18 protein-coding genes and 1 pseudogene are annotated in these 24,725 nt (G+C 70.5%); 15 read left to right on the forward strand and 4 right to left on the reverse strand.

Annotated features, from left to right (window positions below):
• Positions 1-24: 24 nt before the first annotated feature.
• Entirely contained in the window at positions 25-981 is a 957-nt protein-coding gene (locus ACP4J3_RS17370; protein ID WP_426535264.1) for a hypothetical protein, read from the reverse strand.
• 557 nt (positions 982-1,538) lie between these two features.
• On the opposite strand from ACP4J3_RS17370, the gene uvrC reads away from it, so the two are divergent.
• From uvrC to pgi, 12 genes and pseudogenes are all read left to right on the forward strand, one after another.
• A complete protein-coding gene (gene uvrC / locus ACP4J3_RS17375) occupies positions 1,539-3,680 on the forward strand; it encodes an excinuclease ABC subunit UvrC (RefSeq protein ID WP_426535266.1) in 2,142 nt (713 codons plus the stop codon).
• Positions 3,677-4,636 (forward strand): RNase adapter RapZ, encoded by a 960-nt coding sequence (gene rapZ / locus ACP4J3_RS17380; RefSeq protein ID WP_426535268.1) that lies wholly within the window; start codon positions 3,677-3,679, stop codon positions 4,634-4,636. Before uvrC ends, rapZ begins: the two co-directional genes overlap by 4 nt.
• Positions 4,633-5,700, forward strand: coding sequence for a gluconeogenesis factor YvcK family protein (locus ACP4J3_RS17385; protein ID WP_426535270.1), 1,068 nt, complete (start codon positions 4,633-4,635; stop codon positions 5,698-5,700). Before rapZ ends, ACP4J3_RS17385 begins: the two co-directional genes overlap by 4 nt.
• Positions 5,691-6,680: a DNA-binding protein WhiA gene (gene whiA, locus ACP4J3_RS17390; RefSeq protein ID WP_194047518.1), complete on the forward strand. Its 990-nt coding sequence runs from the start codon at positions 5,691-5,693 to the stop codon at positions 6,678-6,680. The genes ACP4J3_RS17385 and whiA overlap by 10 nt, the downstream gene beginning before the upstream one ends.
• Before the next feature lie 161 nt (positions 6,681-6,841).
• Positions 6,842-9,796 carry a M14 family zinc carboxypeptidase gene (locus ACP4J3_RS17395; RefSeq protein WP_426535273.1) on the forward strand — a complete coding sequence of 985 codons (2,955 nt, stop codon included), beginning with the start codon at positions 6,842-6,844 and terminating at the stop codon, positions 9,794-9,796.
• A gap of 228 nt (positions 9,797-10,024) precedes the next feature.
• Positions 10,025-11,032 (forward strand): type I glyceraldehyde-3-phosphate dehydrogenase, encoded by a 1,008-nt coding sequence (gene gap, locus ACP4J3_RS17400; protein WP_426535275.1) that lies wholly within the window; start codon positions 10,025-10,027, stop codon positions 11,030-11,032.
• A 146-nt stretch (positions 11,033-11,178) separates the two neighbouring features.
• Positions 11,179-12,390, forward strand: a complete 1,212-nt coding sequence (locus ACP4J3_RS17405) for a phosphoglycerate kinase (protein ID WP_426535277.1) — start codon at positions 11,179-11,181, stop codon at positions 12,388-12,390.
• Between the two features lie 42 nt (positions 12,391-12,432).
• A complete protein-coding gene (tpiA, locus tag ACP4J3_RS17410; protein WP_426535561.1) occupies positions 12,433-13,188 on the forward strand; it encodes a triose-phosphate isomerase in 756 nt (251 codons plus the stop codon).
• Positions 13,189-13,290: 102 nt separating this feature from the next.
• On the forward strand, positions 13,291-13,521 hold the full coding sequence (secG, locus tag ACP4J3_RS17415; RefSeq protein ID WP_004002137.1) for a preprotein translocase subunit SecG: 231 nt from the start codon (positions 13,291-13,293) through the stop codon (positions 13,519-13,521).
• A gap of 201 nt (positions 13,522-13,722) precedes the next feature.
• Positions 13,723-14,058, forward strand: coding sequence for an RNA polymerase-binding protein RbpA (locus tag ACP4J3_RS17420; protein ID WP_003976875.1), 336 nt, complete (start codon positions 13,723-13,725; stop codon positions 14,056-14,058).
• Between the two features lie 226 nt (positions 14,059-14,284).
• Positions 14,285-14,806 (forward strand): annotated as a pseudogene (locus ACP4J3_RS17425) (MFS transporter); the annotation flags it as partial.
• 52 nt (positions 14,807-14,858) lie between these two features.
• Entirely contained in the window at positions 14,859-16,514 is a 1,656-nt protein-coding gene (pgi, locus tag ACP4J3_RS17430; protein ID WP_426535279.1) for a glucose-6-phosphate isomerase, read from the forward strand.
• 6 nt (positions 16,515-16,520) lie between these two features.
• Here pgi and ACP4J3_RS17435 read toward each other — a convergent pair whose 3' ends face one another.
• From ACP4J3_RS17435 to ACP4J3_RS17445, 3 genes are read right to left on the reverse strand one after another with little or no spacing between them, the layout of a single operon-like run.
• Positions 16,521-18,800: an ABC transporter permease gene (locus ACP4J3_RS17435; RefSeq protein ID WP_426535281.1), complete on the reverse strand. Its 2,280-nt coding sequence runs from the start codon at positions 18,798-18,800 to the stop codon at positions 16,521-16,523.
• 51 nt (positions 18,801-18,851) lie between these two features.
• Positions 18,852-19,646, reverse strand: coding sequence for an ABC transporter ATP-binding protein (locus ACP4J3_RS17440; protein WP_426535283.1), 795 nt, complete (start codon positions 19,644-19,646; stop codon positions 18,852-18,854).
• The gene (locus ACP4J3_RS17445; protein WP_426535285.1) at positions 19,643-20,158 is read right to left on the reverse strand and encodes a PadR family transcriptional regulator; all 516 of its coding nucleotides are present in this window, start codon (positions 20,156-20,158) and stop codon (positions 19,643-19,645) included. Before ACP4J3_RS17445 ends, ACP4J3_RS17440 begins: the two co-directional genes overlap by 4 nt.
• 125 nt (positions 20,159-20,283) lie before the next feature.
• Here ACP4J3_RS17445 and ACP4J3_RS17450 point away from each other — a divergent pair, with 125 nt between their 5' ends.
• From ACP4J3_RS17450 to ACP4J3_RS17460, 3 genes are all read left to right on the forward strand, one after another.
• On the forward strand, positions 20,284-21,552 hold the full coding sequence (locus ACP4J3_RS17450; protein ID WP_426535287.1) for an ABC transporter substrate-binding protein: 1,269 nt from the start codon (positions 20,284-20,286) through the stop codon (positions 21,550-21,552).
• Positions 21,553-21,708: 156 nt separating this feature from the next.
• Positions 21,709-23,334 (forward strand): glycoside hydrolase family 13 protein, encoded by a 1,626-nt coding sequence (locus ACP4J3_RS17455; protein ID WP_426535289.1) that lies wholly within the window; start codon positions 21,709-21,711, stop codon positions 23,332-23,334.
• Between the two features lie 50 nt (positions 23,335-23,384).
• On the forward strand, positions 23,385-24,722 hold the full coding sequence (locus ACP4J3_RS17460) for an ABC transporter substrate-binding protein (protein WP_426535291.1): 1,338 nt from the start codon (positions 23,385-23,387) through the stop codon (positions 24,720-24,722).
• Positions 24,723-24,725 lie beyond the last annotated feature (3 nt).

Consider the following 24,725-nt stretch of genomic DNA (forward strand, 5'->3'; position numbering starts at 1 on the left):
GCCGATGGCAACTGGAGGGCCGACTCACTCCCACTCCCATCCGATGCCCACGATCCCCGTCCGCACCCGTGGCTCGACAAGGTGGACGGAGTGGTGCAGCCCGCTCAGCGCCAGTCCCTGGCGACCGCTGCGGGGTGCGGCCGCGGAGTGCTGGGCGAACCGGTGGCAGCGGGCCGGGAGGGCGTTCGCGGCGAAGCGGACCTGCAGGGCGTACTGGCCGCCCGCGAGCGGGAAGCCACGGGCGTACTCGCGGGACACATCGGCTGTGCCGTCCTCGACGCCGTAGCGGAAGAGATAGGTGTCACCGGTCCGCAGGCGCGTGCCGAAGAGCAGCTCGGCGACGAGGACGCCGGTGTCGTGGTGCCAACGGACCCGTCCCGTACGGCAGTTCTCCAGCGCGTGCACCGTCATGCGCTCCGGCACGCACCCAGGGTCGCCGTGGTGGACGGCGACGAATCGGTCCACGCCGTCCTTGTGGGCACGCACGATGTGGTGCGACTCGCGGCCCGCCAGCTCGCGGCGCGCCCCGATCCGCACCTGTTCGTGGTGGGCGAGGGTGTGCAGGCCGCCGTCGACCGGGAAGTCCAGTTCGGCCAGCAGTCGCTCCAGCACACCCGAGGCCTCCACCAGGGAGCGGTAGGAGCGGGCGGCGGGCTGCTGGAGCGTGGAGTGGTCGTCCGCCTCGGAGAGCAGCCGGATCAGGGACTCCTCCGGCAGTTGGAGTATCTCCTCCAGCGCCCGCACCGCACGCAGTGACTCAGGCCGCTGCGGTCGGCGGGCGCCTTGCTGCCAGTAGCTCAGGCTCGTGACGCCGACCTTCACACCGCGCCGGGACAGATGGTGCTGCACGCGCTGCAGCGGCAGCCCCCGGGCGGCTATCGCGGCGCGCAGGGCGACGTGGAAGGGTCCGCCTCGCAGGGCCGTGTCCAGTTCCGCGGAGGCGACGGCGGCGATGTCCGCGTGCTGTGTGGCGTGCGGCATGCAGGGGCCTTTCTGTGGTTGTTCACAACGGTTGGTCAGACCGGTCGCGCGGCTGATCGGGTCCACCCCCGTGGAGCGCCGGCGGGTCTTCACATCCGTACGCCGTCGCTCAGGTCCCCGAGTTCCTCCGCATTGAAGCGTGTTGACCAAGTCCGGACAACACCTGATACCCAACAGCCGCGCACTCCGGCCGAGTCGCGATGCGTCCTCATCAAGCCGACATGTCGTCCCGGGGGTGCGGAGCGCCACCCGATGACCCTCACGGACAGGGCCGGCTGAGGCAGGAAGCCGCGCGTGGGGCTGTCGGTGACGAGTTCGATGGAAGCCCTCCGGAGGCTGCGCGGAGATCCGGATGATCACGCCTGGAGAGGCGGTCGGCGGCTGCGCGTAGCCGAGGGCGTGGCGACATCCCGGGCAAGCTCCGGCTCCCGGCGGACGGCGACGGCGGATCACCGCCGTGGGCTGGCGGTTCTCACGTTCCGGGGGTCCCGCCGACTGCCACGATGGTTGTCCACAGCCTCGTCGGACTGTCACCGGGCGCCAGTAGGGTGTGAGACATGGCCGACCCTTCCAGCTACCGCCCCAAGCCGGGACAGATCCCGGACTCTCCCGGGGTGTACAGGTTCCGTGACGAGCACCGCCGGGTGATCTACGTCGGGAAGGCGAAGAGCCTGCGCCAGCGCCTGGCGAACTACTTCCAGGACCTGGCGGGCCTCCACCCACGCACCCGCACGATGGTGACCACGGCCGCGTCCGTGGAGTGGACAGTGGTGTCCACGGAGGTCGAGGCCCTTCAGCTCGAGTACTCCTGGATCAAGGAGTACGACCCCAGGTTCAACGTCAAGTACCGCGACGACAAGAGCTACCCGTATCTCGCGGTGACGATGAACGAGGAGTTCCCGCGCGTGCAGGTGATGCGCGGTCACAAGAAGAAGGGCGTCAGGTATTTCGGGCCGTACGCGCACGCGTGGGCGATCCGGGACACCGTCGACCTCCTCCTGCGGGTCTTCCCGGTCCGCACCTGCTCGGCCGGCGTGTTCAAGAACGCCGCCCGCACCGGCCGCCCCTGTCTGCTCGGCTACATCGGCAAGTGCTCCGCCCCCTGTGTGGACCGCGTCTCCGCCGAGGACCACCGTGAACTCGCCGAGGAGTTCTGCGACTTCATGACCGGCCGCACGGGCACCTATCTGCGCCGCCTGGAGAAGCAGATGATGGAGGCGGCCGACGAGATGGAGTACGAGCGGGCCGCCCGCCTGCGCGACGACATCGAGGCCCTGAAGAAGGCCATGGAGAAGAACGCGGTCGTGCTCGCCGACGCGACCGACGCCGACCTTATCGCCGTCGCCGAGGACGAGCTGGAGGCGGCCGTGCAGATCTTCCACGTGCGCGGCGGACGCGTGCGCGGCCAGCGCGGCTGGGTCACCGACAAGGTCGAGGAGATCACCACCGGCGCCCTCGTCGAGCATGCCCTCCAGCAGCTCTACGGCGAGGAGAGCGGCGACGCGGTGCCCAAGGAGGTCCTCGTCCCGGCCCTGCCCGACCCGCTGGAGCCCGTCCAGGAGTGGCTGTCGGGCCGGCGCGGCTCCAACGTCTCGCTGCGCATCCCTCAGCGCGGCGACAAGCGCGCCCTCATGGAGACCGTCGAGCGCAACGCCCAGCAGGCGCTCGTCCTGCACAAGACCAAGCGCGCCTCCGACCTGACCACCCGCTCGCGCGCGCTGGAGGAGATCGCCGACGCCCTCGACCTCGACAGCGCCCCGCTCAGGATCGAGTGCTACGACATCTCGCATCTCCAGGGCGACGACGTGGTGGCCTCCATGGTCGTCTTCGAGGACGGCCTGGCCCGCAAGAGCGAGTACCGCCGCTTCCAGATCAAGGGTCGTGTCGGAGACACGCAAATCTGGCACGGCGAGGGCCAGGACGACGTCCGCTCCATGCACGAGGTGATCACCCGCCGCTTCAAGCGCTACCTCGCCGAGAAGGAGCGCACGGGCGAGTGGGCCGACGGCGAGAACACCCTGACCGACACGTCGTCCGAGACCCCCGCCGACGGCACGTCCGTCCCCCTCACCACCACGTCCCCCGATGCCCTCGGCAACGGCCTCAAGGACGACGAGGGCCGCCCCAAGCGGTTCGCCTACCCGCCCCAGCTCGTGGTCGTCGACGGCGGGCAGCCGCAGGTCGCGGCCGCCCAGCGGGCCCTGGACGAGCTCGGCATCGACGACGTCGCCGTGTGCGGCCTCGCCAAGCGCCTGGAGGAGGTCTGGCTGCCCGGCGACGACGACCCGGTCGTCCTGCCCCGCACCAGCGAAGGCCTCTACCTGCTGCAGCGCGTCCGCGACGAGGCGCACCGCTTCGCGATCACCTATCAGCGCACGAAGCGGGGCAAGCGTTTCCGGGCGAGTCCGCTGGACGAGGTGCCGGGGCTCGGGGACACGCGCAAGCAGGCGCTGCTGAAGCATTTCGGTTCGCTCAAGAAACTTCGATCCGCCACCATCGACCAGATCTGCGAGGTGCCCGGCATAGGCCGCAAGACGGCCGAGACGATCGCCGCGGCCCTGGCCCGGGCGGCACCGGCCGCACCCGCCGTGAACACGGCGACTGGAGAGATCATGGAGGAGGAACCCGCCACCATGGGTTCCAACGGGGAGCCCGTGCGGACGGGCACCCCGGACGAGCGACGGGGGCAGGAGACATGAATGTGAACAGGCACGACGGGCAACAAGGCCAAGGTGGAGACGGAGCACAGGTGAGTACCGGCACGAACGGCGACACGGCCGGACCTCCCGACGCGGCCATCCCCGAACTGGTGATCATCTCCGGCATGTCCGGGGCGGGCCGCTCCACGGCGGCCAAGTGTCTGGAGGACCTCGGCTGGTTCGTCGTCGACAACCTGCCGCCCGCGCTGATCCCCACCATGGTGGAGCTCGGCGCCCGCTCCCAGGGCAACGTGGCGCGGATCGCGGTGGTCGTCGACGTCCGCGGCCGCCGCTTCTTCGACAACCTCCGCGAGTCCCTCTCCGACCTCGACACCCGGGGCGTGACCCGCCGGATCGTCTTCCTGGAGTCCTCCGACGACGCCCTGGTACGCCGCTTCGAGTCGGTGCGCCGACCGCACCCGCTCCAGGGCGACGGCCGGATCGTCGACGGCATCGCCGCCGAGCGCGAGCTGCTGCGCGAGCTGCGCGGCGACGCCGACCTGGTGATCGACACCTCCAGCCTCAACGTGCACGAGCTGCGGGCCAAGATGGACGCCCAGTTCGCCGGCGAGGAGGAGCCCGAGCTGCGGGCCACGGTGATGTCGTTCGGCTTCAAGTACGGCCTCCCGGTCGACGCCGACCTGGTCGTGGACATGCGGTTCCTGCCCAATCCGCACTGGGTCCCGGAGCTGCGCCCCTACACCGGCCTCAACGAGGAGGTGTCGGCGTACGTCTTCAACCAGCCCGGCGCGAAGGAGTTCATCGACCGCTACTCCGAACTGCTCCAGCTCATCGCGGCCGGATACCGTCGCGAGGGCAAGCGGTACGTGACGATCGCGGTCGGCTGCACCGGCGGCAAGCACCGCTCGGTCGCCACATCGGAGAAGCTCGCGGCGCGCCTTGCCTCCCAGGGCGTGGAGACGGTGGTCGTGCACCGGGACATGGGACGCGAATGACAGGACGTACTCCCCGGCTGAGCCGGCTGCGCCGCGCGATGCCCGAGTCGCGCGCCGGCCGGCCCGCCGAGGCCCGCGGTGCCAGGCCGCGCCGTCGGGGCGCCCAGCCCAAGGTCGTCGCCCTCGGCGGCGGCATGGGCCTGTCCGCCTCGCTCGCCGCGCTGCGCCGGATCACCGGCGACCTCACCGCCGTCGTCACCGTGGCCGACGACGGCGGCTCCAGCGGTCGCCTGCGCGACGAGCTCGGCGTGCTGCCGCCCGGCGACCTGCGCAAGGCGCTGGCCGCGCTGTGCGGCGACGACGACTGGGGCCAGACCTGGGCCCGGGTCATCCAGCACCGCTTCCACTCCCAGGGCGATCTGCACGACCACGCGGTCGGCAATCTGCTGATCGTCGCCCTGTGGGAGCAGCTCGGCGACCACGTCCAGGCCCTCGACCTGGTCGGGAAGCTGCTCGGCGCGCACGGGCGGGTGCTGCCCATGTCGGCGGTGCCGCTGGAGCTCCAGGCCCTGGTCAAGGGCCACGACCCGGACCGGCCCGAGGACGTCGACACTGTCCGCGGCCAGGCGAACGTCGCCCTCACCCCCGGTGAGGTGCAGTCGGTGCACGTCGTGCCGCACGACCCGCCGGCCGTCCCGGAGGCTGTCGCCGCCGTCCGGGACGCCGACTGGGTGGTGCTCGGCCCCGGATCCTGGTTCTCCTCGGTCATCCCGCACCTGCTCGTGCCGGAACTCCTGGACGCGCTCACCGAGACGAAGGCGCGCCGGGTACTCTCCCTGAACCTCGCGCCGCAACCGGGAGAAACCGACGGCTTCTCCCCGCAGCGTCATTTGGAGGTTTTGGGACGACACGCCCCTAAACTCGCCCTGGACGTGGTGCTGGCCGACGAGGCCGCCGTGCCCGATCGCGAAGTGCTCACCGAGGCCGCCAAGCGGCTCGGCGCCGCGGTCGAGCTGGCCCCGGTGGCCCGGACGGACGGGACGCCCCGGCACGACCCGGAGCTCCTCGCCGCCGCGTACGACCGTATTTTTCGGATGCATGGAAGGATCGGCCCATGGCGATGACGCCAGCGGTGAAGGACGAGATCTCCCGGCTCCCCGTCACCCGGACCTGCTGCAGAAAGGCGGAGGTCTCCGCCATCCTGCGGTTCGCCGGCGGCCTTCACCTGGTCAGCGGGCGCATCGTGATCGAGGCGGAGCTGGACACCGCGATGGCGGCGCGCCGCCTGAAGCGGGACATCCTGGAGATCTTCGGCCACAGCTCCGAGCTGATCGTGATGGCGCCGGGCGGGCTGCGGCGCGGTTCGCGCTACGTCGTCCGGGTGGTCGCGGGCGGTGACCAGCTGGCCCGGCAGACGGGTCTGGTCGACGGACGGGGCCGCCCGATCCGCGGCCTGCCCCCGCAGGTGGTCTCGGGGGCCACCTGCGACGCCGAGGCCGCCTGGCGCGGTGCGTTCCTGGCGCACGGCTCGCTGACCGAGCCCGGCCGCTCCTCCTCCCTGGAGGTGACCTGCCCGGGCCCCGAAGCCGCGCTGGCCCTGGTCGGCGCCGCCCGCCGGCTGTCGATCGCCGCCAAGGCCCGCGAGGTGCGCGGCGTGGACCGTGTGGTCGTCCGGGACGGCGACGCCATCGGCGCCCTGCTCACCCGCCTCGGCGCGCACGAGTCCGTGCTCGCCTGGGAGGAGCGCCGGATGCGCCGCGAGGTCCGCGCCACGGCGAACCGGCTCGCCAACTTCGACGACGCCAACCTCCGCCGCTCCGCGCGCGCCGCCGTCGCCGCCGGTGCCCGGGTCCAGCGTGCCCTGGAGATCCTCGGCGAGGAGGTCCCCGAGCACCTCGCGGCCGCCGGCCGACTGCGCATGGAGCACAAGCAGGCATCCCTGGAGGAACTGGGCGCGCTCGCCGACCCCCCGCTGACCAAGGACGCCGTCGCCGGCCGTATCCGCCGTCTGCTGGCCATGGCCGACAAGCGGGCCCAGGACCTCGGCATCCCGGGCACGGAGGCCAACCTCTCCGAGGAGCTGGCGGACAACCTCGCGGGGTGACCCAGCGCGATGTGAAACATCGTCAACAAGCCGGTGCCGATGCCCACTTGGGGCATCGGCACCGGTATTTGTCGGCCTTTGCCGCACTCTTGACGGAACCGTGAAGTGGCATGAGCCTGGCAGTCATTCGTCGCTGTGACGAACCACTGCTAGGGGGGTTCATGAGACCCAGAGCGAGATCGATCCTCGCTGCCGGTGCGCTCCTGATAGGCGGAGCGAGCATCGCACCCATCGCCCAGGCACAGCCGGGAAGTTCACAAGACACCGACCCGAGCGAAGTCAAGGTCTTCCACGCCGAAGTCACCCGGAAGCAGATACCCCTGCTGCTGGCGGCCGGCCAGGACGGCCATGAACTCAGTGAGCAGGCGCCCGCGAAGGGCACGGCCACCGTCGAGGTCTATCTCACCGACGACCAGGCCGGGAAGCTGGAGAAACAGGGCGTCGAGCTCACCGAGCACGAGCTGTCCGCCAAGGCCGAGGCGCGTACCGAGAAGGCCTCCGAGGGGGTGTACCGCCCGTACGGCGGAAGCGGGGGCCTCAAGGAGGAGATCGTCCGGACCGGGCAGAAGAACCCCGGCCTCACCAAGGTCGTCTCCATCGGCAAGACGATCAACGGCCAGGACATCCTGGCACTCAAGCTCACCAAGAACGCGAAGAAGACGAAGGACGGCTCCAAGCCCTCCGTCCTCTACCTCTCCAACCAGCACGCGCGCGAGTGGATCACGCCGGAGATGACCCGGCGTCTGATGCACCACTACCTGGACAACTACAAGACGGACAAGCGGGTCAGGAAGATCGTCGACTCGACCGAGCTGTGGTTCGTCATCTCGGCCAACCCCGACGGCTACGACTACACCCACCAGGACTCCAGCACCCGCCTGTGGCGCAAGAACCTGCGGGACATCAACGGCGACGGCGCCATCAGCACCGGCGACGGCGTCGACCTCAACCGCAACTTCGCCTACAAGTGGGGCTACGACGACGAGGGTTCGTCCCCGAACCCCACCAGCGAGACCTACCGCGGCGCGTCCCCGGCCTCCGAGCCCGAGACCCGGGCCCTGGACGCCTTCCAGCGCCGTATCGGCTTCGACTACGGCATCAACTACCACTCCGCGGCCGAGCTCATCCTCTACGGCGTCGGCTGGCAGGTGGCCACCGACAGCCCGGACGACGTCCTCTACAAGGCGCTCGCCGGCACGCCGGACAACCCCGCGGTCCCCGGCTACCACCCGCAGGTCTCCTCGGAGCTGTACACCACCAACGGCGAGACCGACGGCCACGCCTCGAACATCAACGGCACGGCGATGTTCACGCCCGAGATGTCGACGTGTCAGACCGCGTCGGGCATCGACCCGAACGACCAGTGGAACGCGGCCGACTGCCAGTCGGTGTTCAACTTCCCGGACGACGAGAAGCTCATCCAGCAGGAGTTCGCCAAGAACATCCCGTTCGCGCTCTCCGTGGCCGAGTCCGCCGCCCATCCCGACCAGCCGTCCTCCGCGGTCGGTCTGAAGGCCGCCGACTTCACCCCGGCGCCGTTCACCACGTCGTACTCCCGCGGCGCCGACCAGGAGGTCTCCGTCGTCGTACGCAAGTCCGTGCGCGACAAGGAGCTCAAGTACCGCGTCAACGGCGGCCGCACGCAGGACACGCGGCTCAAGCGGTGGAAGGGCGGCGAGACGTACGGCGGTGAGGACAACCTCCACTTCGACGAGTACCGCGCCGAGGTGGCCGACGGCGACCCGGGCGACAAGGTCGAGGTGTGGTTCACCGGCAAGACCAAGAGGGGAAAGAAGGTCTCCAGCGAGCGCTTCACCTACACCGTGGCCGAACGGCCGCGCGGCGACGTCCTCGTACTCGCCGAGGAAGGCGGCGCCGCCACGCACGCCCAGAAGTACGTCGACGCGCTCAAGGCCAACGGCCACCGGGCGGTCGTCTGGGACGTCGCGGCACAGGGCGCACCCGACGCGCTCGGCGTGCTCAGCCACTTCGACACCGTCGTCCACTACACCGGCGCGAACGTCCCCGGCAACGCCACCCAGCTCGAGCTGCGCGCCTACCTCAACGAGGGCGGCAAGCTGCTGGAGGCGGGCGAGCAGGCCGGCGGCTTCGTCGACCTCGGCGGCGGCACCCTGTCGAACGACTTCAGCCAGTACTACCTGGGCGCCTACTCCCGTACGGCACTCCCCGGGGCCACCGGCTTCAACGGCTCCGGCAGGCTCGGCGGCTTCACCGGAGCGCTCGGCGACGCCACCGGCAACCCGCTGGACAAGGCCGGCAGTTACAGCGTCACCTCGGACGAGCTGCCCGCCGACGAGTACCCGCAGTTCGCCAGCGCGGGAGCGGGCCGGTTCGCCGGCACCGTCAATCCGTACGGGCCGTACGCGGGTTCCTACATGGCGGCCGCCGTCCACACCGACGACGCCTACAAGCGGCTCACCAGGACCGTCGACCTCACCGCAGTGAGCGCGGCGGACAAGCCCACGCTGCGCACCCAGCTCATGTGGGACGTCGAGCCCGGCTACGACAACGTCCTGGTCGAGGCGCACACCACCGGCGCCGAGGACTGGACGACGCTCCCCGACACGGGCGGCGCCACCAGCAGCGCCGTGCCGGCGGACTGCGAGGCCGGGTTCTACGTGGACGAGCACCCGTGGCTGGCCCACTACCTGACCGTGTCCGGCGGCGGCTGCACCGCGAGCGGCAGCAGTGGCGCGTGGCACGCGTTCACCGGCGCCTCCGGGGGCTGGAAGCAGGTCGAGTTCGACCTGAGCGCGTACGCCGGCAAGTCGGTCGAGCTCTCGATCGGCTACGTCAGCGACCCGGCCTTCGGCGGCCGCGGCGTCCTCGCCGACGACGCCTCCCTGGTCGTCGGCGGCACGGCCACCGAGACCGAGGGCTTCGAGACCTCGCTCGGCGCCTGGAGCGTGACCGGACCGCCCGCGGGCAGCCCGGCCGTACTCAAGGACTGGGCGCGCACCGGGACGCTGTTCCAGACGTATGGAGCGGTCACCACGGACGACACCGTGCTGCTGGGCTTCGGCCTGGAGCACATCACCGCGGCGGCCGACCGAAAGGCGCTCATCGGAAAGGCTCTGGACTCACTTGACGACTGACACGCCGAGGTCAACCGGGCACCACGCGAGGTGACCGAAACGAGTGATCCGGCTTCCTGGCGGGGCGGTCCGTACCCCTACTGGCGGGTACGGGCCGCCGTGCCGTGTATGAGGCGTCTGGATGTCACCACGGCGCCGTCAGGGAGGTAGGGTCGTAGGCGGTCGGGGACATCCCAAACAGAGCTCGCCGGCACCGCATGGCCGGCGTACCAACGAGGAGATCGGTTCGTGACGATCCGCGTAGGCATCAACGGCTTCGGCCGCATCGGTCGTAACTACTTCCGCGCGCTGCTGGAGCAGGGTGCAGACATCGAGATCGTGGCTGTCAACGACCTGGGTGACACCGCGACCACCGCTCACCTGCTGAAGTACGACACCATCCTGGGCCGCCTCAAGCAGGAGGTCTCCCACACCGCCGACACCATCACCGTCGGCGACAAGACCATCAAGGTCCTCTCCGAGCGCAACCCCGCCGACATCCCGTGGGGCGAGCTGGGCGTCGACATCGTCATCGAGTCGACCGGCATCTTCACCAAGAAGGACGACGCCGCCAAGCACCTCGCCGGTGGCGCCAAGAAGGTCCTCATCTCGGCTCCGGCCAAGGACGAGGACATCACCATCGTCATGGGCGTCAACCACGACAAGTACGACCCGGCGAACCACCACGTCATCTCCAACGCCTCCTGCACCACCAACTGTGTGGCGCCGATGGCGAAGGTCCTCGACGAGAACTTCGGCATCGTCAAGGGTCTGATGACCACGGTGCACGCGTACACCAACGACCAGCGCATCCTGGACTTCCCGCACAAGGACCTGCGCCGCGCCCGCGCCGCCGCCGAGAACATCATCCCGACCACCACGGGCGCCGCGAAGGCCACCGCGCTGGTCCTGCCGCAGCTCAAGGGCAAGCTGGACGGCATCGCCATGCGCGTCCCGGTCCCCACCGGCTCGGTCACCGACCTCGTCCTGGAGCTCGGCCGCGAGGTCACCAAGGAAGAGATCAACGCCGTCTTCCAGAAGGCCGCCGAGGGTGAGCTCAAGGGCATCCTCGAGTACACCGAGGACCCGATCGTCTCCTCCGACATCGTCAACGCCCCGGCGTCCTGCACCTTCGACTCCTCCCTGACCATGGTCCAGGAGGGCAAGAACGTGAAGGTCATCGGCTGGTACGACAACGAGTGGGGCTACTCCAACCGCCTCGTCGACCTCACGGTCTTCGTCGGCAACCAGCTCTGATATCCAGAGCAGGCACCTTGATGTGAGTCAGGGCTCGGGCGGCGCAGGGACGCGTCGCCCGAGCCCTGACTCGCGTGCAGATCCAACGTGTTGGATCACGAGCGTTTCCGAGCGATCACGAGCCCTCCGCAACAGGAGTCCCCTTCATGAAGACGATCGACGAACTTCTCTCCGAAGGCGTCGCCGGCAAGCGGGTCTTCGTCCGCGCCGACCTGAACGTGCCGCTGGACGGCACCACCATCACCGACGACGGCCGTATCCGCGCCGTGCTGCCCACCGTCAAGGCGCTGGCCGAGGCGGGCGCCCGTGTGGTCGTCGCCTCGCACCTGGGCCGCCCCAAGGGCGCCCCGGACCCCGCCTTCTCCCTGGCGCCCGCTGCCGCGCGCCTCGGTGAACTCCTCGGCGCCGACGTGGCCTTCGCGACGGACACGGTCGGCGAGTCCGCTCAGGCCACGGTCGCCGGCCTCACCGACGGCCAGGTCGCGGTCGTCGAGAACCTCCGCTTCAACGCCGGCGAGACCAGCAAGGACGACGCCGAGCGCGGCGCCTTCGCCGACCGGCTCGCCGCCCTCGCCGACGTGTACGTCGGTGACGGCTTCGGCGCGGTGCACCGTAAGCACGCGTCCGTGTACGACCTCCCGGCGCGCCTGCCGCACTACGCCGGCTACCTCATCGCGAACGAGGTCGGCGTCCTGAAGAAGCTCACCGAGGACGTCAAGCGCCCGTACGTCGTCGCGCTCGGCGGCGCCAAGGTGTCCGACAAGCTCGCCGTCATCGACCAGCTCCTCGGCAAGGCCGACCGCCTCCTCATCGGCGGCGGCATGGCCTACACCTTCCTCAAGGCCAAGGGCTACGAGGTCGGCATCTCCCTCCTCCAGGAGGACCAGATCCCGGCCGTCACCGAGTACATCGAGCGCGCGGAGAAGAGCGGCGTCGAGCTGGTCCTCCCCGTCGACGTCCTCGTCTCGACCGAGTTCCCGGACCTGAAGACCAAGGCCCCGGCCGACTACGAGAACGTCGACGCGGACAAGATCCCCGCGGACAAGGAAGGCCTGGACATCGGTCCCAAGTCCCGCGAGCTGTTCGCCTCCAAGATCACCGACGCCGAAACCGTCTTCTGGAACGGCCCCATGGGCGTCTTCGAGCACCCCGACTACGCCGGAGGCACGACCGCTCTCGCGCAGGCCCTGCTCGACAGCAAGGGCTTCACCGTGGTCGGCGGTGGCGATTCCGCCGCCGCCGTCCGCACCCTGGGCTTCGACGAGTCGAAGTTCGGCCACATCTCGACCGGTGGCGGCGCCTCCCTCGAATACCTCGAGGGCAAGACGCTCCCCGGCCTCGCCGCACTGGAGGACTGACCCTTTATGGCTGCTTCTAATTTTTCTGGGCGCACGCCGCTGATGGCGGGCAACTGGAAGATGAACCTCAACCACCTCGAGGCCATCGCCCACGTCCAGAAGCTCGCCTTCGCCCTGGCCGACAAGGACTACGAGGCCGTCGAGGTCGCCGTCCTGCCGCCCTTCACCGACCTGCGCTCCGTGCAGACCCTGGTCGACGGCGACAAGCTGAAGATCAAGTACGGCGCCCAGGACATCTCGGCGCAGGACTCCGGCGCCTACACGGGCGAGATCTCCGGCCCGATGCTGGCCAAGCTGAAGTGCACGTACGTGGCGATCGGCCACTCCGAGCGCCGCCAGTACCACGCCGAGACCGACGAGATCGTCAACGCCAAGGTCAAGGCCGCGTACAAGCACGGCCTGACCCCGATCATGTGCGTCGGCGAGGAACTGGACGTCCGTGAGGCCGGCAACGCCGTCCCGCACACCCTCGCCCAGGTCGAGGGCGGTCTGAAGGACCTCCCGGCCGAGCAGGCCGAGACCATCGTGATCGCCTACGAGCCCGTCTGGGCCATCGGCACCGGCAAGGTCTGCGGCGCCGAGGACGCCCAGGAGGTCTGCGCCGCCATCCGCGGCAAGATCGCCGAGCTGTACTCGCAGGACGTGGCCGACAAGGTCCGCATCCAGTACGGCGGCTCCGTGAAGTCCGGCAACGTCGCCGAGATCATGGCGCAGGCCGACATCGACGGCGCCCTGGTCGGCGGCGCCTCGCTCGACGCCGACGAGTTCGTCAAGATCGTGCGCTTCCGCGACCAGTGAGTATGCGGTAACGGCGATCCGTCGTACCCTTGCGGGGCATAGTGGCTAGCCACTATGCCCCGTCGTCCATCAGAATCCGAGGAAGTTGGTCCAGCCGTGGTTATGGGGTTCTCGATCGCCCTGATCGTCTTCAGCCTGCTGCTGATGCTGCTGGTGCTGATGCACAAGGGGAAGGGCGGCGGCCTCTCCGACATGTTCGGTGGCGGCATGCAGTCGTCCGTCGGCGGCTCCTCGGTCGCCGAGCGCAACCTCGACCGGATCACCGTGGTGGTCGGTCTGCTGTGGTTCGCGTGCATTGTCGTACTCGGGATCCTGATGAAGGTCACCAACTGACCCGCACGCACAATCCACACGTAAGGCCCCATGTTCGGTACGCGCCGCTGAGCGCGGCCTATCATGGGGCTTGCGTCTTGGTGTGAGGGCTATGTAACTCCAATCACTGGACGCGCGTTGGGCCTTACGTAGACTGAGGCGCTCGCAGCGAAGCGAAACGCCGACTCGCTTTGTGGCACCATCACGCAGGGAGTTACGACCGTGGCAAGTGGCAACGCGATCCGAGGAAGCCGGGTCGGGGCGGGGCCGATGGGCGAGGCCGAGCGGGGCGAGTCCGCGCCCCGGCTGCGCATCTCCTTCTGGTGCTCCAACGGGCACGAGACGCAGCCCAGCTTCGCCAGCGACGCGCAGGTTCCCGAAACCTGGGACTGCCCGCGCTGCGGCTTTCCCGCCGGACAGGACCGGGACAACCCGCCGGACCCGCCGCGCACCGAGCCCTACAAGACGCATCTGGCGTATGTACGGGAGCGGCGCAGCGACGCGGACGGCGAGGCGATCCTCGCCGAGGCGCTCGCCAAACTGCGGGGCGAGATCTAGGAGTTGAGGCCGGCCGGGTACCAGTGGGTGCCTGGCCGGACCTGTTCGTACCACCGGCGGACTCCCGCTCCGGGCCGATCGCTCCGGGCCGATTGTCAGTGGCGCCCTCTACGGTTTGTGTATCGATCTTCCGCATCGATGAGACCGAGGGGGAGCTGTGACGACGGCCGGGACGGCGGCAGTGTGTGCGCCCGCGTGGCGCGGCGAGGAGCGGCGGGGCGGGCCGGTCGTCCTGGTGACCGGGCGGCTGGACGCCGGGCCGGCGGGGTATGCGGCGGCGGGCGCCGCGTTCACCGTCGGCGGCCTGGCCGGGGGAGTGGTGAACGGCAGGATCGTGCGCCGGCTGGGCGAGATCCGGGCCGTGCTGCTCGCCGGCGCGGCGCAGACCGCGGCACTCGTCGTCATGGGCACCGTGCGCAGCCTGGCCGTGCTGGTGGCCGCCCTGGTCGTCTTCGGGCTCATGGGCATGGTGTGGAACGTCAACACGACGACGCTCATGCAGCAGCGCAGCCCCGTCGAGCTGCTGGGCCGGGTGGCCTCGGCCTTCCGGACCCTGGCCTTCGCCGGGGTGCCGCTCGGCGCCCTGCTGGGCGGTGCCGTCGCCACCGCCTGGGGCCTGAACACCCCGCCCCTGCTCACGGCCGCCTTCTTCGTGCTCGCCCTCACCGCGCTGATACCCGTGGGCAAGCCGGACGTACCTGTTGTTGCGCGGGGCGACGACGCGACGACCATTCATGCCCGGCGCTGATCAATTAGGTTGGACCCGCTGGGACAGGCACGAAAGAAGGCTGAAGTCGGACATGAACGCAGACGGCCGTACCAGGCTCAACCAGATGCCCGAGTGGACCGCGCTGGCCAAGCACCGCGAGGAGCTCGGCGAGGCGCGGCTGCGGGAGCTGTTCGCCGCCGACCCGGGCCGCGGATCGGAGTACACCCTGCAGGTCGGCGACCTGCACATCGACTACTCCAAGCACCTGGTCACCGACGAAACACTGCGGCTGCTGCGCGAGCTGGCCGCCGCGACGGACGTGTTCGGGCTGCGGGACGCCATGTTCCGCGGCGAGAAGATCAACACCACCGAGGACCGCGCCGTGCTGCACACCGCGCTGCGCGCACCGCGTGAGGCGGTGGTCGAGGTCGACGGGGAGAACGTCGTCCCGGGTGTGCACGCCGTCCTCGACAAGATGGCCGACTTCGCCGAGCGGGTCCGCTCCGGCGCCTGGACCGGCCACACCGGCAAGCGGATCAAGAACGTCGTCAACGTCGGCATCGGCGGCTCCGACCTCGGCCCGGCGATGGCCTACGAGGTGCTGCGCAGCTTCACCGACCGCGACCTCACCGTCCGCTTCGTGTCGAACGTCGACGGCGCCGACCTGCACGAGGCCACGCGTGACCTGGACGCGGCCGAGACGCTGTTCATCATCGCGTCCAAGACGTTCACCACGATCGAGACGATCACCAACGCCACGTCCGCGCGAAACTGGCTGCTGGGCGAGCTGGAGGCGGGGCCGGAGGCCGTCGCCAAGCACTTCGTCGCGCTGTCGACGAATGGCGAGAAGGTCGCCGACTTCGGTATCGACACGGCGAACATGTTCGAGTTCTGGGACTGGGTCGGCGGGCGCTACTCCTACGACTCGGCGATCGGCCTGTCGCTGATGATCGCCATCGGGCCGGACCGCTTCCGGGAGATGCTCGACGGTTTCCGGATCGTCGACGAGCACTTCCGCACCGCGCCCGCCGAGGCCAACGGGCCGCTGCTACTGGGCCTGTTGGGCATCTGGTACGGCAACTTCCACGACGCCCAGTCGCACGCGGTGCTGCCATACAGCCACTACCTGTCGAAGTTCACGGCGTATCTGCAGCAGCTCGACATGGAGTCCAACGGCAAGTACGTCGACCGGGAAGGGCGGGAGGTCGACTGGCAGACCGGGCCGGTGGTGTGGGGCACGCCGGGCACCAACGGGCAGCACGCCTACTACCAGTTGATCCACCAGGGCACCAAGCTGATCCCGGCGGACTTCATCGGCTTCGCCGAGCCGGTCGCCGAGATGAGCAACGAACTCAAGGCGCAGCACGACCTGTTGATGGCGAACTTCTTCGCGCAGACGCAGGCGCTGGCCTTCGGCAAGACGCCTGAGGAGGTGCGCGCGGAGGGGGTGCCGGAGGAACTGGTGACCCACAAGACGTTCAAGGGCGACCACCCGACGACCACGATCCTCGCGCGCGAGCTGACTCCGTCGGTGCTGGGGCAGTTGATCGCGCTGTACGAGCACAAGGTGTTCGTGCAGGGCGCGGTGTGGAACATCGACTCCTTCGACCAGTGGGGCGTCGAGCTCGGCAAGGTCCTCGCCAAGCGCGTCGAGCCCGCGCTGACCGAGGGCGCGGACGTGCCGGGGCTGGACGCGTCGACGCGGGCACTCGTCGCCAAGTACCGGGAGCTGCGCGGCCGGCAGTGACGCCGCTCAGGCGACCGCGCTCAACGTGTCCGCCAGGCGTCGCCGTGCCGCACGGGACGCCGGGACCGCGGCGAGCGCGGCCGCTCCCGTGACCGCCGCCGCGCCGAGCAGCAGCACCAGCGCGGCGGACGGACCCTGTGCGATCCCGGCGCCGATGCCGCTCGAACTGCCCTGGTGGTCGATCAGCCAGTGCGCGAGGGGGGTGCCCAGGGCCGTGCCGAGGACGACGGCGGCCAGGGCGGTGCAGGCGGTGGAGGTGACGGTGATCGCGGTGATCTGGCGTGGGGACAGGCCGATGGCCTTCAGGGCCAGCAGATCGCGCTCGCCCTCGCGGACCGTGCCGCCGATCGCGGTCAGCAGTTCGATGAGCCCGATGAGGGCCAGGACGGCGATCAGACCGACGACGACTCCGCGCAGGGGTGAGAGGCCGTCGGCGGGGTTCGGTACGGGGTGTACGTCCAGCCTTCCGTGCCCCGCCTCGGTCAGGCGGTCGGCGACCTCGGCGTGGTCCGCGCCGGGGCGCAGCCGCAGTTCGTAGAGGGTGGGGCCGAGGCCGGGGTCGTTCTCGCGGAGGGTGTCGAGGGAGGTGGAGATGACGCGGCCGGCGTTCTCCGGCTCGATGCTGCGGCCCACGATGTGCAGGATCTGCGGCTGGTCGCCGACGGTCATCCGCACCCAGTCGCCGACCTTCACATCCAGCAGGTCCAGCAGCCCCTGCCCGGCCACCGCCTCGTCGCGGGCCTGCGCGACGCGGCCCTCGGCCAGGGCGTATGGGTAGGGGTCCGCACGGGTGCCGAGCCCGCGCAGGGCGATCGTGGCCGTCTGGCCCGGGACCAGCGCGGCCACCTCGACGCCCGGGTAGGCGGCGGCGACCTGCGGGTCGCGTTCCAGCAGCGCGCGGGCGTCCCGGTCGGCCAGGCCGGAGGCATGCACCGTGAGGGTCGTGGGCAGGCCGACCTGCTCGGGTCCGCTGTCGAAGCGCTCGATGGTGGTCCACGCGCTCATCGCCACCACGATCAGCAGCAGCGGCAGCGCGAGCCGTGCGACGGTGGCCAGCGACCGCAGGCGACGGGTGAACGCCCGGTGCCAGCCCAGCACCAGCGCGGGCGGCAGCCGTAGTCCGAGCGCCCGGCGCGCCACCCCCGACAGTCGCCCGCCGAGCGGAGCCGCGCGCCGCGGCACCGGCACCGGTGGTACCCGCCCCGCCCGCCACGCCGCGAGCCCGGTGGTCGCGCCGATGAACAGCACCGCCCCCACCGGCACCGTGAACAGCGCCACGGTGTGGCCGGGCAGTCCCTGCCACACCCCGACCGCGTCCCCGAGCCGCCCCGGGATGCGGTTGCCCAGGCCCTGGATGACGGCAGCGGCGGCCACGGCGCCCAGCAGGGCGTAGGCGAGGTGCTGGAGCAGGAAGACGCGGACCACCTGGCCGGGTGTGAAGCCGATCGCCTTCAGCACCGAGATGTCCCGCAGATGGCCGCGGATCCGGGTGCCGATCGCCCCGTGCACGGCGAGCCCGGCGGCGACCAGCGCGCCCAGCCCGAACAGCCCCAGCACCTGCCCGAGCAGCCGGTTGTCGCCCTGCGCCTCGGCGCGGGCCTGCTTCCAGGTGGAGACCTCGCTGACCGCGCCGGCGCCCAGCGCGGTCACGGCGCGCTGCACGGCGTAGTCGGTGTCGTCGGGGTTCGTCAGGCGCAGCCCGATCACCTGGCCGCCCGGGTTGCGCACGGCGGACGGCGGCGCCCAGACCAGGCCCGGCTGCTCGCCCGCCCGGTAGCGCGGCTCGGCGCTGTCGGCGATGCCGAGGACGGTCAGGGTCCGGCCGGTCCCGGGCAGGGTGAGGGTGTCGCCGGGCGTGGCCAGCAGGGCCCGGGCCAGGCGGGTCTCCAGGACCACGCCGTCGGGGTCGGCGGGGTCCAGCCAGTGCCCGGAGGTCACGAGCGGGCGGCCGACCGAGGGGCGCTCGGGCGTGCCGCGCAGTTCGACGGAGGCGCGGGTGCCCTGGGACGCCAGGGTGGTGGACGCGGTGGGGTAGGGACCTGCGACGGACTCGACGTCGCCGATGCCGCTCAGCTTCCCGGTGTCCGCCGAGGCGCCGGTGTGCAGCCAGACGTGCGCTCCGTGCGCCTGGGTGAAGACGCGCTGCCAGGGGTTGGTGGCGTAGCCGAAGAGCGCCGTGGCCAGCAGCAGCGAGACGACGATCCCGGCCGTGGCCAGCACGAGGAACAGCGCCTCGCCGCGGTGTGTGCGCAGATCGGAGTGCGCCCAGCGCAGGGTGGCTCGCATCGGCCTCAGCCCCTGGGCCCGGACGCGGGGCGGCGGTCGTACACCGGCATGTCAGTCCTTGAGCTCCAGCACACCCGAGGCCCCGGACCGGCGCGGCGGTGGGCCGCCGTCCAGTTCGGCGTCGTCGGCGATTCGGCCGTCGAAGAAGCTGATCACCCGGTCCGCGGCGCTCGCGAGCCGGGCGTCATGGGTGACCAGCACGATCGTCTGGCCGCGCTGGTGGAAACGGGACAGCAGCCGCATCACCTCGCGGGTGCCCTTGCTGTCCAGGCTGCCGGCGGGTTCGTCGGCCAGCAGCAGGGGCGGCCGGTTCACCAGCGCCCGGGCCAGCGCGACCCGCTGCTGCTCGCCGCCGGACAGTTCGCCCGGCATGCTCCGCTCCTTGCCCGCGAGACCCAGCTCGGCCAGCAGCTCCGACCGCTCGGCGCGGGCTCGCTTCGGCGGGGCGCCGGCCAGCAGGGCGGGCAGCTCGACGTTGTCGGCGACGGACAGGTTGGAGACCAGGTTGAAGAACTGGAAGACGATCCCGATGCGCTTTCTGCGCTCCACCGACCAGCGGGCCTCGCTCCAGCGGTCCGCGCACTCGCCGTCCAGCCAGATGCTTCCGCCGTCCGGGCGCTGCAGCCCGCCCAGCAGATGCAGCAGGGTCGACTTGCCGGCACCGGACGGGCCGGTGACGGCCACGAACTCGCCGCGCCGGACGGAGAGATCCACACCGCGCACGGCATGCGCCGGGGCGCCCTCGCCGTAATGCGTCTTGACCAGGCCCTCGGCACGCAGCACAGGGCTCTCGGCACGCGGCACAGGGCTCTCGGTACGCGGCACAGGAGTGGAATCGTCGCTCACTCCAGCTCCTCCAGCTCTTCCTGGCACCGCTCCAGCCAGTCGAGGTCGGCCTGAAGGTGCAGCATCGCGCCCTCGATCAGCAGGTGCGCGATGCGGTTGTCCCGGTCTTCGGCGGCGGCCAGCTTCGACAGTTGACGCATGGTGTTCAGGTACTGGCGCCGTTGCTTGTTGATGAGGGCGATCTGGTCGGCGAGGCCGGTCTGCGGGGCGAGGGCCAGTTTCATGAAGAACTCGTCCCGTACCCGAGGCTCGTCCTCGGTCTCCTCGAACCAGACGCGCAGCGCCTCACGCCCGGCTTCGGTGAGGTGGTAGACCTTCTTGTTGGGCCGGCTTGACTGCTCGACGTCCTCGCCCTCTATCAGCCCCGATTTCTCGAGACGGCCGAGGGTCACATAGATCTGGCCGACGTTCGGCTGAGGGTACGCGGAGCCCAGCAGTTGCTCAAGGTCCTGCTTCAGCTCGTAGCCGTGCGCCGGGCCGCGCGCCAGCAGGGCCAGGAGGGACAGCCGCACTCGTGCTCTCCTCCCGCATCCCGAGTAATGTGCCGCAGGCCCTAGTATCGCTCATACCTAACAGGTATACATGGCCTCTGACTCCGGGCAAGGGTGCCCGGTGCCAGGTGTACAGGGAGGAACCTATGCGGTGGATCCACGCCGCCGGTAGGGGCCTTCTCGTCCTCGTCGTGATCCTGACCGGCTATGTCGCCGCCGGTGCCCGTGCCGACGAGGGTCCGGCGGACGGCAGGGGGCCCTTGACCCTCGCCACCGCCGGGGACCTCACGGGCTATCTCGGCTCCGTCCTGGAGGGTTGGAACCGCACCCATCCCGACGAGCGGGTCACCCTCGTCGAGCTGCCCGACTCCGCCGACGAGACCCACGCGCAGATGACCACCGACCTGCGCGGCGGCGACCGCAGCCGCTTCGACATCCTCAATATCGACGTGAGCTGGACCTCTCAGTTCGCGGCGCAGGGCTGGATCCGCCCGCTCGCGCGCGACCGCTTCCCGCTGGACACCTTCCTGCCGCCGGTCGTGGACACGGCGACCTACGACGGACGGCTGTACGCGGTCCCGTACGTCACCAACGCCGGCCTGCTGCTCTACCGCAAGGACATCCTCGCCAAGGAGGGCGTCGACCCGCCGCGCACCTGGGCCGAGCTGGAGAAACAGGCCAGGACCATCGCCCCGCGGTACGGCCTCGACGGTTATGCCGGCCAGTTCCTGCCGTACGAGGGCCTCACCGTCAACGCGGCTGAGGCCGTCTACTCGGCGGGCGGCTCGATCCTCGGCGGCGAGGGCGAGCGCGTCACCGTGAACTCCACGGCGGCCCGCGACGGCATCGGCTTCCTCGCCCGGGGTGTGCGCGAGGGCTGGATCCCGAAGCGGGCGCTGACCTACAAGGAGGAGGAGTCCAAGCAGGCCTTCCAGGACGGCCGCCTGCTCTTCCTCCGCAACTGGCCGTACGCCTATGTCGTCGCGTCGGCCGAGGGCTCGCCGGTCGCCGGCAAGATCGGCGCCGTACCGCTGCCGGGGCCGGACGGGCCCGGGACGAGTGTGCTGGGCGGCTCCAATCTGGCCGTCAGCAGCTACACCGAGCACCCCGACTCCGCCGCGCGGCTGCTCGCCTATCTGACCAGCGAGCGCGTCCAGCGCCAGGTGCTCACGCGCGGCGCGCTGCCGCCCGTACGGGCCGACCTGTACCAGGATCCGGCACTGATCCGGCGGTTCCCGTATCTGCCGACCCTGCGCGAGAGCGTGCTCACGGCCGCGCCGCGGCCCAAGAGCCCGCGGTACGACCAGGTGAGCCTGGTGGTGCAGGCGGTCGTGCACGACGCGATGACCGGGCGTGAGACGCCCGAGGCGGCGGTGCGGCGGCTGGCGCGCGAGCTCGACGCCATCGCGCGCTGAGTAGCTACCCGGACCGAGTAGTTACCTGTTAAGTAACGCCAGCGTCTCATCCTCCCGCATTCTGTCGAACTATGTCCGGATTTGCCAGGTCAACTGTTCGGTAGCTTGCGCCCAGTTCATTGACACCCTCCTGAAACGGCTACTTAACATGCATGCATGCTGAGTAAGTACCACTGGTGGCGTGACGCGGTGATCTACCAGGTCTACGTCCGCAGCTTCCTCGACAGCACCGGCGACGGCGTCGGCGATCTCGCTGGGGTCCGGGCGGGGCTGCCGTATCTGAAGAAGCTCGGGGTCGACGGGATCTGGCTGAGCCCCTTCTACCCCTCGCCGCAGCACGACCACGGCTACGACGTCGCCGACTACTGCGACGTGGACCGGCTCTTCGGCGACCTCGCCGAGTTCGACCTGCTGGTCGCGGCGGCCCGGCGGCTCGGGATCAAGGTGCTGCTCGACATCGTCCCCAACCACTGCTCCAGCGAGCACCCTTGGTTCGAGGAGGCGCTGGCCGCCGAGCCCGGCAGCGCGGCCCGCGCCCGCTTCCACTTCGCCGACGGCCGAGGCGCCGACGGCGAGGAGCCGCCCAACAACTGGCACTCCATGTTCGGCGGCCCGGCCTGGAGCCGGGTCACCGAGGCGGACGGGCGGTCCGGCCAGTGGTACCTGCACATGTTCGCGCCCGAGCAGCCCGACTGGAACTGGCGCAACCCCGAGATCGCCGCCGAGTTCGACCGCATCCTGCGCTTCTGGCTGGACCGGGGCATCGACGGCTTCCGCATCGACGTCGCCGCCGGCCTCTTCAAGCACCCTCAGCTGCCCGACTCCGACGACCCGGAGGCCGACGCCCGCACCCGCGACTCGGTCAACCCGCTCGCCTGGAACCAGCCCGAGGTGCACGAGGTGTGGCGCCGGTGGCGCTCCATATGCGAGGAGTACACCGCCCGCGACGGCCATGAGCGCCTCCTGGTCGGCGAGGTGTCCGTGCCGACCGCCCGCGAGCACGCGCGGTACGTCCGCTCCGACGAACTCCACCAGGCCTTCTTCTTCGACCTGCTCAGCGCCCCCTGGGAGGCCGACGCCTTCCGCAAGGTCATCTCCGAGGCCATGCAGGACATAGCCGGCACGGGTTCGACGGTCACCTGGGTCCTCAACAACCACGACCAGGTCCGCACCGTCACCCGCTACGGCGAACCCGCCCTCGAGGGCAGCGGCCTCGGCGCCGCCCGCGCCCGCGCCGCCGCGCTGCTGATGCTGGCGCTGCCCGGCGCCGCGTACATCTACCAGGGCGAGGAGCTGGGCCTGCCCGAGGTCGTCGACCTGCCCGACGACGTGCTCACCGACCCGATCTTCCGCCGCACCGGAAGCCGCGCCCGCATCCGTGACGGCTGCCGGGTGCCGCTGCCCTGGTCCGGACAGGCCTCCCCCTTCGGCTTCACCTCCGGCGCCGAGAGCGCCAAGCCGTGGCTGCCGCAGCCCGAGTACTTCGCCGAGTACGCCACCGACCGGGCGCTGGCCGACACCCGCTCCTTCTGGCACCTGTACCGAGACGGCCTCCAACTGCGCGCCGCCCTGCCCCAGTTGGGCGAAGGCACGCTGACCTGGCTGGACAGCGCGCCCGGCGTCCTGGCCTTCGTCCGCGGCGACGGCCTCGTCTGCGCCGTCAACTTCGGTACGGCGCCCACCCCCGCACCCGTCTCCGGCACCCCGCTGCTGTCCAGCGGCCCCTGCCCGGCCGGGGTGCTGCCCGGTTCGACCGCCGCCTGGTGGATCAACGACCGCTGAATCCCCCGATCCGACCACCGTCAACTCCCCATCCCGAAGGGACATCAACGATGATGCGACGACGCACGACCCTGCTCACAGGCTGCACCGCCCTCGTCCTGGCACTCGGCGCGACCGCCTGCGGCGGCGGACCCGTCTCCGCGGGCGGCGGCGACAAGGCGCTCAGCGGCCAGACCGTCACCGTGGCCGGCGTCTGGTCCGGCAGCGAGCAGAAGAACTTCCAGAAGGTGCTGGACGCGTTCACCGAGAAGACCGGCGCCAGGACCCAGTTCGTCTCCACCGGGGACAACGTCTCCACCGTCGTCGGCAGCAAGATCGAGGGCGGCAACGCACCCGACGTGGTGATGGTCCCGCAGGTCGGCGTCCTGAAGCAGTTCGCGGAGAGCGGCTGGCTGAAGCCGCTTTCCGGTGCGGCCCAGAAGTCCGTCGACGCCAACTTCGCGCCCGTCTGGAAGAACTACGGCAGCGTCGACGGCACCCTTTACGGCCTCTACTTCAAGGCCGCCCACAAGTCGACCGTCTGGTACAGCCCCGACGCCCTCGCCCAGGCCGGGGTCGAGCCGCCGAAGACGTACGACGCCATGCTGAAGGCCGGACGGACCGTCTCCGACTCGGGGCTGGCCGCGTTCGCCGTGGCCGGGCAGGACGGCTGGACGCTGACCGACTGGTTCGAGAACGTCTATCTCTCCCAGGCCGGGCCCGAGAAGTACGACGCGCTCGCCGCGCACAAGCTGAAGTGGACCGACGCCTCCGTCGTCGAGGCGCTCACCACTCTCGGCAAGCTGTTCAAGGACAAGCAGCTCATCGCGGGCGGCCAGAAGGGCGCCCTGAACACCGACTTCCCCGGCTCGGTGGAGAAGGTGTTCGGGCCGAAGCCCGAGGCGGGCATGGTCTACGAGGGCGACTTCGTCGCCGGCGTCGCCAAGGACCAGTTCGGCAAGAAGATCGGTGCGGACGCGAACTTCTTCCCCTTCCCGGCGGTCGGCGCCGGCAAGGCGCCCGTGGTCAGCGGCGGAGACGCGGCCGTCGTCCTGAAGGACGGCAAGAACCAGAAGGCCGGCATGGCGCTCCTCGAGTACCTGGCGACGCCGGAGGCCGCGGCGGTCTGGGCGGAGGCCGGCGGCTTCCTGTCCCCGAACAAGAACGTCGACCTCGCCTCGTACGGCGACGAAGTCACCCGCGAGACCGCCAAGTCCCTTGTCACGGCCGGTGATTCGGATTCGGTCCGCTTCGACATGTCCGACCAGGCCCCGGCCGCGTTCGGCGGCACCAAGGGCGCCGGCGAGTGGAAGCTGCTCCAGGACTTCCTGCGCGACCCGTCGGACGCGAAGGGGACCGCGGCGAGGCTCGAGGCCGCGGCGGCCAAGGCGTACCAGGGCCAGGGCTGACCC

The sequence above is a fragment of the Streptomyces sp. UG1 genome (genome assembly GCF_049974585.1).
In the GTDB taxonomy this organism is placed as follows: domain Bacteria; phylum Actinomycetota; class Actinomycetes; order Streptomycetales; family Streptomycetaceae; genus Streptomyces.